Genomic DNA, 12,533 nt, shown 5'->3' on the forward strand with positions numbered 1-12,533 from the left:
GGCGCGAGATACCACCAGTCAGCGCCCTGCGGACACCCAGTCGGTGATCGCCTCGATGACCTCGGACTGCCAGGCGCGGGTCTGCGGCTGCTGGTAAGCCTTGTCGTCCGCGACGGCGAAGCCGTGGCCAGCACCTTCGACGACCATGAGCCGAGACTGCTCGTTGAGCTCCTTGATCGCGTCGTAGGACGGTCCGATCGGGACCTGCGTGTCGGCGTCCCCGTGGACCAGCAGGGTCGGGGCAGCGACGTCACCGAGAGCGGTGTGCGGTTGGAGCCAGAAGACCTCGTTGAGGAAGGCGCGCCCGTGCCGAAACGAGGTCGAGTACTGCAGGAACCCGTCCCGGGTCAACAGGTCGGCGTGCTCCTCGTCCAGATGGTCGTCCACCCAGTACGGCCGGCCGTCGATCGTGCGCGCCTTGTAGTCGATCCGCGGGCACAACATCACCAGCCGCTCGACTTCCTCCGGGCGTTTGGCCGCGTAGTACGCGCACACCCCGCCGGCGAACGACTGACCCACCAGCGACGTCGTCGCCACACCCGTCTCGGCACGCAGCACCTCGAACCCGGCCCGGACGTCATTGAGCAGGCCCGCGAGCGTCACATCCTCCTGCGTACCCTCCGACTCCCCGTGCCCACGCAGGTCGAACCGGAACGAGGCGATCCCTGCCACCGCGAGGCCTTCCGCGATTCGGTCGAAAAAGCCGGCCTCGTGGCGGGTCACACCCCGTCCGTGCACCAGAAGGACACCCACGTCCGGTGTGGTGGCGGGCACGACGACGTCACCGACCAAGCGCAGGCCGTCGAGCGAGCGGAACTCGACACGAGACTCCGTGGGCATCACGTTCTCCTGATCGAACCGGGTGCTGACCTGCTCAGTGTGCCCCACAGCTCGCCGGTCAAGGGCCACGATCCGCCACCGATCTCTATCGCGCTACGCAGATGCGACAGGGGTGCAGCAGCCGTGCTCTGTTCTGCCCGTTGACCTGTGGCTTCGATGAGAGACGACAACTATTCACCTCATCGAGAGGCACTCCCATGGCAGAACCGACGGCGGTCCTGGACCGCACCGAGAGCGACCTGGACCGGCTGACGGCCGATCTGTTCGACCTGGATGTCCGCACCCTGGCCGTCCCGATGGCCTGCACCAACCACACGAACGACGGCTGCTCAGCGAGTTGTCCGAGTGTCGGCTGCACGGCTACGTGCAGCTGCAGCAACTGCAACTGCGGGAAGTAGGGGACGGTGGCGATGGCGCGCGAGCGAACGTTCATCCCACACCCGGGGTTCCCGCTCCTGGCACGGACGCCGCTACTTCCGCACGAGCCCAGAAGTCACGCGACGCCGTCGCTCTCGGGCTCGTTCCTCGAGGCGGTGCGCTTCGCCTCGCGCTCCTTCGCCACCATCACCGACCGCGACCTGGACGCCGACGAGCGACTCGCGACCACAGTGCACGCCTACGAGCGTCGTGCTCGTACGCGGGCGACGCCGCGGGGTGCGTTCGCCGGCGTCCAAGTCGCCCAGGCGACCGCCAAAGATGCCCTGTTCAGGGTCGGGAAGAATCACCGTGCCCGGAGCGCGCCGTCGGCTGCCTGGCTGAGCGATGTCGCCGACCAGCTCCTCGACGTCCCCGAGGTGCTCGACGCAGTGCGACTGGCATCCAACGACCTCGCAGCACGTCGCGGCGACCGGTACGAGCACGAATGGGCCACGGGATCGCAGAAGCCCGAGCGGATCACGCTGCGCGCAACACCAGCGGTCGAGCTGATCCTGGAGACGTGCCGCACCCCTGCCCGCCTGGCCCAGGTCAGCGCCACCATCCAGACCCGGTGGCCGAACGTTCCGGCCGAGACCATACGAGCGACGGTGCAGAAGCTGGTCCGAACCGGACTGCTGCTGACCGATCTACTGCCGGACGACATCGCACAGGACCCGCTCAAGCACCTCCTGGCCCTGATCCCAGCACGGCGCGAGATGCTCGGGCCGCTGGTCCAGTTGCGCGACCTGCTCGCCGAGGCAGACAAGTACCCGCCGGGTACTGACGAACGCCTCGCTGCTCTGTCCGAGGCCCGCACGATCTGCGACCGTCTCTCGCCTCACGAGAGCCCGATCACGGTCGACGTCGCGGTCGACGCCGACATCCAGGTTCCGCGTTCGCTCGTCACCGAAGCCGCCGACGCGGCCGGCCTGCTGTGGAGCATCACGCCCTCGTCCGACGTCCTGGGTTTCTACCACTCCCGGTTCGTCGAGCGGTACGGCGTTCGACGTCGGATATCACTGCTGGCTGTCGTCGACCCGGTGACCGGCCTCGGCAGCCCGGACGACGAACGCCCCGAACCTGCCGAGGACCGTGCGCGCGGACGAGTCCTGGCCGGCCTGATCGCTGACGCCGCCGCCCGGCACAGCACCGAGGTCGCGCTTGACGAGGCGACGATCGCCGCGCTTCGCGTAGCGGGCGAGAGCCTGCCGCCGACCAGCGGCGAGCTCTACACGCGCGTCCTGGCCGGGTCGGTCGACGACCTCGCGGCAGGCCGATACTTGCTGGCGGCGTTCCTGGGCAGCACCCAGGATGCGGGATCGACTATCGGTCGGTTCTCATCGCTCCTCGACCTCGTCGGCCCTGTCGTCGATCCTGGGGCGCCGCTCCGCGCCGAGGTGGTGGTGCGTCCACGTCTGGCGGCGCTGACGACCGTGGCACTGCCGTCCGGATTCGCACCACAACGGATCTGCGTCGGCACGGTCCCCGGCCCAGGCGACCTGACGCTGTCCGACCTTGACCTGGCCTCCGATGGGCGCCGCCTCACGCTGTGGTCCCGGAGCGTCGGCCGAGAGATCTCTCCCGTCCTCTTCTCCCGGATCGGGCCCGCGTACGTCACGCCGGCTGTCCGCGTACTTCAGGATCTCGCCAACGCCGGTACACAGCCGTGGCATGCATGGACGTGGGGACCACTGTCTGACGCCCCGTTCCTTCCCCAGGTCCGGTGGCGGCGCACCATCCTGTCACCAGCCCGGTGGCGCCTCCCCCACGCACTCGTGACCGCCCTCGCCGACCAGCACACATGGGACACCGAACTTGCCCTATGGCGTACGGCCACCGTGCCCGAGGTGCCGCGGATGGTGATCGCACAGGACGCCGACCAGCGGCTCGCGCTCGACCTGGACGACCCGCGCGACCGAGAGCTGCTGCGCCGGTACGTCCGCCGTGGCGCCGACGCGGTGACTGCTCCGCCCGGTGGACCGGACGCGGTCCAGGCCGTCGCGGACGGCCCGAACGGCCGGCACGTCCTCGAGCTCGTCGTCCCGCTCCAGGGACACCGGCCGCGCCCCGTCGCGGACGACGACCGCCCGGCGGCCTCGACGCCATCTGTCATCCACCTGCCTGGCGGGCGGTGGCTCTCCCTGACCATCCCTTCACCGCGGGCTCATCACGACGACCTGCTCGCGCAGATCGGCGATCTCGCCACCGCGGTGCGCGCCGATATCGACCACTGGTTCTGGCTCCGCTATGACAACTCGGCCCATGGGCCGCACCTTCGCGTCCGGTTCGGGGGCGAACCCTCAATCTTGAGCACGGTAGTACTGCGCGCCGTGTCCGAGCGGTACGCCACCTGGACGGGCCACGGCCTGGTCGGGCGTATGGTCGTCGAGTCGTACGAACCGGAGATCGACCGCTACGGCGGCCCCGACGCGATCGACGCCGCCGAGCAACTCTTCGACGCCGACAGCGACCTTGCGTTTGAGCCTCCTGACGGAGTCGCCCAAGGACGATGCCCGGCTCCTGCTCGCCGCGCTCTCGGCCGTCGAGATCGCGCGCGGGCTCACCGATGACGCGGCCGCTGCCGTCGGGCGTCCCCGGCTGGACCGCGCCCGACGACGACAGGTCAATGAGCTGCGCGCAACGGCAACGTCTCGTCCAGCCGCGCTGCTCACCTCCCCGACCCGGGAGCGGTGGGACCGGCGCAGCGAAGCACTCGCCGCCTACCGCGACGCGGTGTCGGCCGATCGACGTGCCGACTGCGCCTCTTCGATGATCCACATGCACGCCAACCGGCTGGGCCTCGACCGGGACCACGAACATGTCGCTCGTGCACTGGCGGCGGAACTTCTCGCGCGGGGGCGTCGATGAACGCCGGCGAGGCCGCCATAGCACTGGCTGAGCGCCTGCTGGACCCGGAACGCGTCGTAGCGGCCGCCCCGTCGTACGGGATCGCGACGCTCGCCGACGGGCTGCCGGGAACTGCGCTGCTGCATGCGCGCTTGTCCGCCGTCGACCCGGTCTTCGCCGCCGCTGCCAGCGCGCACTGGGACGCTGCCGCATCACATGCCGCCACCTCCCAAGTCCAGGGGCCTGGGATCTACGGGGCCATCGGAGGGCTGTCGGCTTCGCTGGTTCTCGGCTCCGCCTATCTGCCCGACACCGAGGCCACGGCGACGGCGACGTCCCGGTCGGTCCGCTGGCTCTCCGCTCGCGCCGTCGACATAGCCACCCACTACGCCGAGGCGACCCGCACCGGCGCGTCCGGCACGTCATGGCACATCTACGACACGGTCTCCGGCCTGGCAGGCATCGGCCGCATCCTGCTCGCCGCCCTGGCCGACGGCCACACTTCCGCGGAGCCGGGGCTGGTCGCCGCGCTGACGGCGATGACCACGATGCTGACCGACCACGGAAGGCCCCTGCCCGGATGGTGGGTTCCGACCGAACAGCACCCGGCGGTTGTCGCCGCCCGCCTCGACCGAACCGGGGCAGCAGACACAGGTCTCGCCCACGGCGTCGCCGGCCCTCTCGCCTTCCTGGCGCTGGCGCACGCCACCGGGCACACCGTCGCCGGACAAGCGACCGCGATCCGGGACGCTGCCCGGTGGCTCGAACGCTGGCGGGTCGACGATCAGGGCTGGCCCAACCACGCCACAGGACAAGAGCTCGCCGACGGTTCCCCCACCCGGCACGGACGACGCGTCGCGTGGTGCTACGGCGTGCCCGGAATCGCTCGCAGCCTGCTGCACGCGGCGCACGCGCTCAACGACGGCGCCCTGGCCGCCGCAGCCCGTGCGGACCTCGCGAGTCTTGGCGCCCACCACGTCGCCTGGGACGCCGAAGGACCGACACTCTGCCACGGGTACGCCGGCGTCCTATGCTGCACGACCGGCGTTGACCACGATGTTGCCGAGCGCGCGGCAGCTGGCATCGCGCAGTCAGTGGACCGCGACCGACCGTTCTTCGTGGGGCACGTCGAACACGGAGTCAGCCACGACAACCCTGGATTCCTTACCGGTGCAGCAGGCGTCGCTCTCGCCCTCAGCGAACTCGCCGGGCTTCCCAAACGCTCGGTCACCACGCCCTGGGATGCCCTGCTCCTCACTGCTTGAACGCTGGCCGACGCCCGCCGGTGCTCGCGTACGTCGGTCGTGGCCCTCATCGACCAACGTGCGTGGACGCGGCGACACCCAAAGCTTCCGCGACGCTGGCATGCGCTGATGCGCTGGACGGGCCGCTTGGTTCCCGGGCGGTCGGCAGCCGCTTCACCTGGTAGACAGGGTCTGTGGGCCGGCTCAGCGAACGCCAGCGTGAGGTCTTGAGATGGATCGTCGCGGGCTGCCCGGAGCGGGAGTGGCCCGACTACGCTCATCGCCAGACAGCGCGCGCACTGCATGCGCGAGGGCTGGTGGTGGTCCGTGGACATGGCCCTTCGTGGACGGCACACGCAACTCAGGCTGGACGCGAGGCTCTCGATCGTCCGGCCGACACCGCAACGACCGCGACGAAGAAGAGTCCTGCGAACGCTGGGCGGCGGCCGCAGCGCCAAAGGCCGGTTATCGCGGGTGATGCATTGTTGCGCGACCTGGTCGATGCCGGCGGATCACTTCGCGTTCCGGACCCGAAGCCAGAACTCCGTGCGGCCTACCGGCGGGCGCTTGCCGCAATGCCGCGTGACCGAGTGCCCTCGGGTAAGCGGGTGACGCACCGCGGACGTGACCGCGGCGACCTCGTCATCGAACTCGTTGACGTGCCGCCCGACAGGCCGGCGCTCGCACCGATCTCCATCCCGGACGCCGTGGATCCACGTAATCCAGTGGTTCGTCCGTTCGTGGAGCAGGTGGGCCGCCTTGATGTCGGTGACGCTCACCTTGAGCGGGCACTTCGAATACTTCAAGCCATGGCAGGAGAGTGTGCGCGCCGCGGGCATGAAGTCCGGCCTCGCCCGGATGATTCCGGCATCAGCCTGACGATCGGTCGACGCACTCACGATCTGCGCCTCCAGGAGCAGAAGAGCAGGACCTTCCACTACCCCGAAGAGGAGATCGCCGCACGCCTGTACTCGTGGCAGCGCGTCAGCCCGGTGGTGGTACTGGAAGGGAATGGGCGCATTGAGGTGGTTCTCCGGTCAGGCTGGTACCAACCGCGTCGATGGGGCGACACTTCGCGTTGGACGCTGGAGAGCAGGCTGCCACGGCTCCTGGAGGCCCTTGAGTCGATGTCGTAAACCCGATCGGCGCCGCGGCTCGGTCAGGTTCGGGAGTCGGTGCGGAGCATCTCGACGGTCTTGCCGAGCGCGATCATGAGGTCGTCCGCAGGCCGTTCAGCACCTGTAGCTCGCAGGGCATCGATGGCTCGCTCAGCGATATCACCCACCCGCTTGATCTCCTTGCGGAGTTCGGCCAGTTCGTCCCATCGCTTGGCATGTTCACCGCACCATGCACGCAAGACCTCGCGCCGCGGGCGTGCCCACTCCATGGCGTCCTTCTCGATCTCCCACTCTGCCTCGGTGGCGCGCCAGTTGCCTCGAGACCGCTCATAGGAGCCTCCGTGGATCATGGCGCGCTGCGCCTCGCGTTCTTCCTTGTCCACCTCGGCCAGGATCATGTCCGCGTGTCTTTCCGCGATGCTTCGTGCAACGAGCTTGGTGACCGGCCACGGGACGACGTATCCGCCGTCGGCGTCGAAGGCGAGAGGGTGGTCGAGAACGTTGACCGGTAGGCCGGTGCGCTCAGCCAGCGCAGCCACCTCACGGATCATCAGATACGACGTGGAGCTCGACGAGATTGACGCGATGTCGTGGTCAAGGTAAAGGCTGATGACCTCGTTCGCGGCGTACGCCTCGGCAGTATCACCGCCAGGCCCTTCCGCATAGATGGCCGCCCAGCGCGCTTCCTGCGCACGGAACTCGTCCACTCGCTCCCACAGGACTTTGAGCCTGGCCGGAGGAACCCACTCCTCTCGGCCTTCTTCGTCCATGTCCTCCCAGCGCACGAGCACACGAGCGGGCTTTTTCTTCCCCAGTCGCACGACGCGCACGGGAGCGAGGGCATCGATGCTCCGAGCACGGTAGGCCCAGACGTCGCCAGGTTCCATGGTCCGATTCTCGTTCCAACAGCCTGGCTGCCGGAGAGGCGCGCCCGCGAACCGGTAGAAGCCACGTTCGACAAGCTCGAACCAGTGCAGCTCTCGGGTGTCGGGCGCGCCAGAGGAACCGCGTCATGGGTGGGCGATAGGGTCCGGCGCTGTCGAGGTCTTCTCCGCGTCGTGACCTCCACACCGTGCTAGGCCTCGATGGACGTCGCGGCCCGGACCGCGGTCACGACGAACACGTGGTCCACCTTGTCGACGACCAACAGGGCGCCGTTCTCTCCGTGCAGAGGCGCCGAGGCGGGCGGGCGTGCCTCGATCGTCACCTCGACCCCGGCCGCCGTCTGCTCCTGCCAGGTCTGGACCCGGCCGGTGAGCTGCCGCGCGAGTTCGGCCCCGTCGGGCCCGAAACCACACGCACCGACCTGCAGCATTGGCATCTCATCGGTACCGCCGGTCTGCCGCGCGACCATGTATGCCAGCGAGCCGCCCGAGTAGACACCCCACGCGCCCCACGGGTCCTTCGCGCGGGGAATCCGTCCTGCCGCCACGGCCTCCGCGTTGACGAACACCCGACAGAATCCCGGAAGCGTCGCGAGCCAGAAGTCCTGCTCCGGCGTCCACGCCCACGGCGCGACGACGTCCGTCCACTCCAGCATCGGCTCGCCGTCCAGGGCCTCCAGGAGCGCTGGCTCCACCGGCTGTGCGTCGTCGATCCGCAGCGTCAGGTCTGGGCCCGAACCGATCGGGACGTTCTTCTCCGGCATCGCGCCGATGCCCTTCATCGGGATGAAGCCGTCCTCGACCACCGAAACGCTCCGCAGCCCCGTCCCGGTGCGCTCGAACGCGACCACCCGGGTCAGACCGCGCAGACGCAGCGGCAGCACCACCCGGCCATCAGGAGCGAGCTGCTCAACCCAGGCCGGCGCCACGTCCCACGCCCCAGCCGTCGCCAGGATCCGGTCGAACGGACCGTCCTCGGCCGCACCCAGGGTGCCGTCACCGGTCACGACCCGCACTCGGTCCGCGCCATAGGCGGCCAGGTGGTCCCGCGCCGCATCGGCGACGTCAGCGTCGTACTCGATCGTGGTCACCGAACCCGAAGGACCGACCAGATGGGCCAAGAGGGCGGCGTTGTACCCGGTCCCCGCGCCGACCTCCAGTACCCGCTGCCCCGGTCGGACCTCCGCCTGCTCCAGCATTCCCGCGACCGTGCCAGGCGCCGACGCCGAGCTCGTCGGCACACCCTGCTCGTCCCAGTGGGTAACCACGGCGCCGGACCCGTACGCCTCCGAGAGCGACACGCCCGGCACAAACAGGTGCCGGGGCACCACCGTCATGGCGTCAGCTACATCTTCGGCCAGCGGGCGGTTCCACATGGCTGTCATTCGGTCCAGCATCCCGGACCGCAACGTCACCTCGTCCTCGCGTGTCTCATCCACGCGTCGAGGTTATGGCCCAGAGCGATGCGCGTCTTGGCCTCGGAGGTACGGGCGCGCAGATGCTACGAAGATGCGACGACCGACGCCGAGCCGTGCAGCACACACCGAGAACGTCCGACCACCTGACCTCACGATTCACCAAATCAGCCGCGGCTCGAAGATGCTCTGCCAGATGCAGCCCAAGCGTGGTCTCGACCGGGTTAGCCTCAGAGCCGTGGATCTCACTGCCCTGCTCAGTACCCCTGGGACGGCGGCGCTCGTCACGGTGGCCGGCTCGACGCTCACGCTCTGGTTGGCGAACCGCCAGGCAAGCCGAGTTGCGGAGCGGCAGTTGCGTGAAGGACGAGCGCGGCTTCGCTTCGAAGCAAAAGAGCGTCGATACGAGGACCGCAGGGACGCTGTCATCGAACTCGACGACGTCGCCACGCGCTTGGCGTCGGGAATCCAAGACACCGAGATGGATCCACAAACCGGTCACGTTAGCCCTGGGGAGATCTTCACCGACTACCGGTTCCCTGAACTCAATTCAGCCCACACACGGGTCGTCTTGCTCGCGACGCCAGAGGTGGTGCTCGCGGCGGACAACCTACGCAGCGCGATCGTCGCCACTTTCTTTGGGGAGGAGGGCGGGTGGGGTCAGTACCGGTCCGCTCTTGCTGCGTATCGCGCCGCGTGCAGAGCCATGCTCGCAGACGATTCACACGATGGGACTTGAGCTGCGCCGCGCACTGATGGTCCCTGCGCGTGGCACTGGCCGGGACCGTCCGGGAGCGGTCCCGGCCAGCGGTTCCCGCCGGGCGGGGGCGGGCTCACGTCCGGATCGGGGCAGCCGGACGTGAGTTCATCGCTGCCAGATGGGCAGCTCGTAGAGGGTCGGGCCGTCGTCGGGCTCGGTCTTGGTCCATCGAGCACGAAGGCCCAGGTCCGTGGTTGGGTACATGAGCCCGGCCTGATCGGCGGCGTCGGTGATGGTTTGCATCGTGCCGCCGTCGGTGGCGGGAATCGGGGCGTGGCGCACCCAGGCTCGCGCGACGGCGGAATGGATCTCAGCTCCCGCGAGATCAGCCCCGGGCCCGTGCCAGACCCGAAGTTTGGCCACGCCCGGTGCCGAGTCGACTGCGACGGCAAGCTGGGCGGCCAGGTCGGGCAGGGGCGTCGTGTCGATGTCGGGGAGCAGCGAGTTGAGTGCCGTCGCCGCACCGTGCTCGTCGATGGTGCCGGTGACCTCGTCGGCAGCGGCACGCACTGTCGACGGTGCGTGACCCATGCTGATCCCCCGCCCCGCCCAGACGAGGGCGTCGAGGTCGTTCTCAGAATCGCCGAGCGCGACCGTCGCCTCCGGCGGGATGTCGAGCTTCTCCCGTAGGGCTTCGAGCGCACTCGCCTTCGTGACTTCCGGCCCGGTCACGTCCAGCCACAACTCCCCTGCCGAAGTCACCGTGACCCCGGTTTCCCGCAGCGCATCCAGGTGCCCTCCCAGCCCTGGCGCGGCCAACGCCACGCGTGTCGCGGGGCTGGAGCACAGGTCCGCGACTGATGCGGTCTTCTGTTCACCGTTGACCTGCCCCGGCTCGAACAGCGTGTTTACCCGCCAGCCCCAACCCGGCTCCTCGACCGCGACCCGTGCTGCGGGCTCCAGTTCCAGGACGCGACGGATCACCGCGGTCGCGTCGAACAGCTCGCTGCGGGCGAACCGGTAGCCGCCCGGCGCGCTCGTGTCCAGGCGGATCGTCAGGGCTCCGTTCGAGCACACGATGTACCCGTCGGTCAGGCCGAGGCGCTCGATCACCGGCAGCACACCGGCCAGCGACCGGCCTGTCGCGAGCACAACTCGGTGCCCCGCCGCGCGTACCAGCCCGATCGAACGGTGGACAGGGGTAGCGATGGTGCCATCGGACGACATGATGGTCCCGTCGATGTCCAGCGCGACGAGTAGCCGGGCGTGGCTGCCGGCGGCGATCACGACCGGCCCCCGAGACTGACCAGGACATGTCCGTGGTGGTGGGTCGCCGGACCCGGATCGCCCAGCAGGATGCAGCGCGTGCCGTGCTGCTCCAGCTCATAGGCCAGTCGGGCGTAGGCCTCGGCAAGTCTCGCTTCGGCCGGAACCACAACGACATTCGCGCCGTGACTGCGGGCGGCTTCGGTGACCTGGCTGATCGTGAGCCCGTCACGCGTGTCGTTGAGGACATCCGCGAGCGCAAGGCCCTCCGACTCCGCGTAGGAGGTGACTTCGCGGCGTTGCCGGTCTATCTCGCTGACCGTCCGTGCGGCGACGTATCCCACCGCGACCGGTCGCGGCCCGGTCATCGGGTGGTCCCTGCCAATGTGCGGACGTGGCACTCCAGCCCCGCGACGGTCCCGGACCAGTCGGCGACGGCGGGGGTAGCCAGCCGCTGAACGACGCCTTCGGTCGGTCCGAGTTCACGGGCGATGACCTCGCCGTCGGACAGCCGAGACGGCTCGATCCGTACCGAGCCGCGAAGGATCGTCAGACCGGCGACGCGCTCCTCGCCGAGCGCCTCCAGAATCTCGATGAGGGCGACGAACATGCCGTGCAACGACTCGCCTGCTGGGGGTCTGGTCTGGGCCTGCATGGTTCACGCTCCGGGTCCGGGGCGAGCCCACTGGAACGCGGGCTCTCGTACCTTTCCCATCGAACCCGGAACACCAACTCATCTGTAGCGCACGAGGGACGCGGTGGTGACGCACTCTTGTCGCACTGATACGGAACGCAGAACGGGCTCTGCGCGGATGAGCGTGGTCAGGGGTTGACGACGCTGTCGAGGGCGTCGGTGTACTCTACCGGTTTTCCGGCCTGGTGTGCGTAGCGGATCTCGCGTCGCGTGGACTCCCCGATGTACCCGCCCGGGTTGACCACCATGACGCGGTCGGCGAGGTCGATCTTCGCGAAATGCAGCGCACCGAGCGCAGCCTTCTGCTCGTTGGTGATCTGGTCGCCAGCGTGCTCGAAGACACCGGGCGCGACGACGATTGCCCCGGCGAGGGTCAGGTCACGATTCACCGCGCGGAACTCCTCAGCGAACCGAGTCGAGCCGCACAGGCACACAATCTGCGGACGGGCTTCCATCGAGGCCTCCTCCTTGGGGGCTGGGCAGATGAGCGCTGGTGAGCGTCTTCGCTCGCAGGCCTGTGTGCGCACCCGCGACCGTGTCCTGGTTCAGGGCTGTGAGTCCGACTCCGGGTCCGATCCAGCGTCAGTCTCGGCGTCCGCGGTGGCGATCGCATAGGCGCGTGCCGCGTAGGTGGAACCGATCGCCCGAGCTTCGTCCGCGGCGCTCACGGTGAGATCCGGTGGCTGCCCGGTCGCAGTGAACGCCGTGCGAGAGACTGCAAGTTCGTAGAGTTCTGTGGCCAGCGGCCCATGCTCTCTTATCCCGCGCCCATGCGTGTCTCGAATGACGTCGACCTGCTCGATGTCATCCCGCTCCGCAACGAGGGCTCGCATCGTCAGAGCGAACGCGTCGAAGTATTCGGTCAGGTCCTGCTCGTAGAGTCGACCGACCAGTGAGTACATCGATTCCGCTTCCTCTTCGAGGTCGCGACGGCCGACATAGGCCATTCGGGCGGCAACACTTCCGAACGCCGCCTGGTCCTCTTCCCGTAGCGAACCGAGGCCGACCTGAGCGAGGACGTCCGCAGGGTCGAGGTAGATCGACAGGGTTTGGGGCTCTGACGTGGGCATGGACTGACGGTATCCAATGTCCGCATCTAGTACCGCAT

Annotated in this window: 13 protein-coding genes; 5 read left to right on the forward strand and 8 right to left on the reverse strand. The window is 68.7% G+C overall.

What is annotated here, in order from left to right:
- Positions 1-18: 18 nt before the first annotated feature.
- The gene (locus AC0QU1_RS23505; protein ID WP_483572870.1) at positions 19-840 is read right to left on the reverse strand and encodes an alpha/beta hydrolase; all 822 of its coding nucleotides are present in this window, start codon (positions 838-840) and stop codon (positions 19-21) included.
- Between the two features lie 410 nt (positions 841-1,250).
- Here AC0QU1_RS23505 and AC0QU1_RS23510 point away from each other — a divergent pair, with 410 nt between their 5' ends.
- The 4 genes from AC0QU1_RS23510 (at position 1,251) to AC0QU1_RS23525 (ending at position 6,484) form a co-directional block, all read left to right on the forward strand.
- On the forward strand, positions 1,251-3,827 hold the full coding sequence (locus tag AC0QU1_RS23510; RefSeq protein ID WP_483572872.1) for a lantibiotic dehydratase: 2,577 nt from the start codon (positions 1,251-1,253) through the stop codon (positions 3,825-3,827).
- Positions 3,736-4,125, forward strand: coding sequence for a lantibiotic dehydratase C-terminal domain-containing protein (locus tag AC0QU1_RS23515; protein WP_483572873.1), 390 nt, complete (start codon positions 3,736-3,738; stop codon positions 4,123-4,125). Before AC0QU1_RS23510 ends, AC0QU1_RS23515 begins: the two co-directional genes overlap by 92 nt.
- Positions 4,122-5,369 (forward strand): lanthionine synthetase C family protein, encoded by a 1,248-nt coding sequence (locus AC0QU1_RS23520; RefSeq protein ID WP_483572874.1) that lies wholly within the window; start codon positions 4,122-4,124, stop codon positions 5,367-5,369. Before AC0QU1_RS23515 ends, AC0QU1_RS23520 begins: the two co-directional genes overlap by 4 nt.
- Positions 5,370-5,833: 464 nt before the next feature.
- Positions 5,834-6,484, forward strand: a complete 651-nt coding sequence (locus tag AC0QU1_RS23525; protein WP_483616325.1) for a hypothetical protein — start codon at positions 5,834-5,836, stop codon at positions 6,482-6,484.
- Positions 6,485-6,507: 23 nt separating this feature from the next.
- Here AC0QU1_RS23525 and AC0QU1_RS23530 read toward each other — a convergent pair whose 3' ends face one another.
- Both AC0QU1_RS23530 and fxlM read right to left on the reverse strand, forming a co-directional pair.
- A complete protein-coding gene (locus tag AC0QU1_RS23530; RefSeq protein WP_483572878.1) occupies positions 6,508-7,353 on the reverse strand; it encodes a hypothetical protein in 846 nt (281 codons plus the stop codon).
- Positions 7,354-7,541: 188 nt separating this feature from the next.
- Positions 7,542-8,789 carry a methyltransferase, FxLD system gene (fxlM, locus tag AC0QU1_RS23535; RefSeq protein ID WP_483572879.1) on the reverse strand — a complete coding sequence of 416 codons (1,248 nt, stop codon included), beginning with the start codon at positions 8,787-8,789 and terminating at the stop codon, positions 7,542-7,544.
- Between the two features lie 214 nt (positions 8,790-9,003).
- On the opposite strand from fxlM, the gene AC0QU1_RS23540 reads away from it, so the two are divergent.
- Positions 9,004-9,504 (forward strand): hypothetical protein, encoded by a 501-nt coding sequence (locus AC0QU1_RS23540; protein ID WP_483572881.1) that lies wholly within the window; start codon positions 9,004-9,006, stop codon positions 9,502-9,504.
- A 126-nt stretch (positions 9,505-9,630) separates the two neighbouring features.
- Here the strand turns inward: AC0QU1_RS23540 and AC0QU1_RS23545 are convergent, their stop codons facing one another.
- The 5 genes from AC0QU1_RS23545 to AC0QU1_RS23565 form a co-directional block, all read right to left on the reverse strand.
- Positions 9,631-10,752, reverse strand: a complete 1,122-nt coding sequence (locus AC0QU1_RS23545; RefSeq protein WP_483572882.1) for an HAD family hydrolase — start codon at positions 10,750-10,752, stop codon at positions 9,631-9,633.
- Entirely contained in the window at positions 10,749-11,099 is a 351-nt protein-coding gene (locus AC0QU1_RS23550) for a recombinase family protein (protein ID WP_483572884.1), read from the reverse strand. The genes AC0QU1_RS23545 and AC0QU1_RS23550 overlap by 4 nt, the downstream gene beginning before the upstream one ends.
- Positions 11,096-11,386, reverse strand: coding sequence for a hypothetical protein (locus AC0QU1_RS23555; RefSeq protein ID WP_483572885.1), 291 nt, complete (start codon positions 11,384-11,386; stop codon positions 11,096-11,098). The genes AC0QU1_RS23550 and AC0QU1_RS23555 overlap by 4 nt, the downstream gene beginning before the upstream one ends.
- A 167-nt stretch (positions 11,387-11,553) precedes the next feature.
- Positions 11,554-11,880 carry a hypothetical protein gene (locus tag AC0QU1_RS23560; RefSeq protein WP_483572887.1) on the reverse strand — a complete coding sequence of 109 codons (327 nt, stop codon included), beginning with the start codon at positions 11,878-11,880 and terminating at the stop codon, positions 11,554-11,556.
- Positions 11,881-11,970: 90 nt separating this feature from the next.
- Entirely contained in the window at positions 11,971-12,495 is a 525-nt protein-coding gene (locus AC0QU1_RS23565; RefSeq protein WP_483572888.1) for a hypothetical protein, read from the reverse strand.
- Positions 12,496-12,533 lie beyond the last annotated feature (38 nt).

The sequence above is a fragment of the Promicromonospora noduliphila genome, assembly GCF_056951025.1.

Coding starts and splice junctions, on each gene's coding strand:
- AC0QU1_RS23555 (WP_483572885.1), bottom strand. CDS start 11,386: ATGCAGGCCCAGACCAGACCCCCAGCAGGCGAGTCGTTGCACGGCATG.
- AC0QU1_RS23505 (WP_483572870.1), bottom strand. CDS start 840: ATGCCCACGGAGTCTCGTGTCGAGTTCCGCTCGCTCGACGGCCTGCGC.
- AC0QU1_RS23560 (WP_483572887.1), bottom strand. CDS start 11,880: ATGGAAGCCCGTCCGCAGATTGTGTGCCTGTGCGGCTCGACTCGGTTC.
- AC0QU1_RS23550 (WP_483572884.1), bottom strand. CDS start 11,099: ATGACCGGGCCGCGACCGGTCGCGGTGGGATACGTCGCCGCACGGACG.
- AC0QU1_RS23565 (WP_483572888.1), bottom strand. CDS start 12,495: ATGCCCACGTCAGAGCCCCAAACCCTGTCGATCTACCTCGACCCTGCG.
- AC0QU1_RS23520 (WP_483572874.1), top strand. CDS start 4,122: ATGAACGCCGGCGAGGCCGCCATAGCACTGGCTGAGCGCCTGCTGGAC.
- AC0QU1_RS23510 (WP_483572872.1), top strand. CDS start 1,251: ATGGCGCGCGAGCGAACGTTCATCCCACACCCGGGGTTCCCGCTCCTG.
- AC0QU1_RS23530 (WP_483572878.1), bottom strand. CDS start 7,353: ATGGAACCTGGCGACGTCTGGGCCTACCGTGCTCGGAGCATCGATGCC.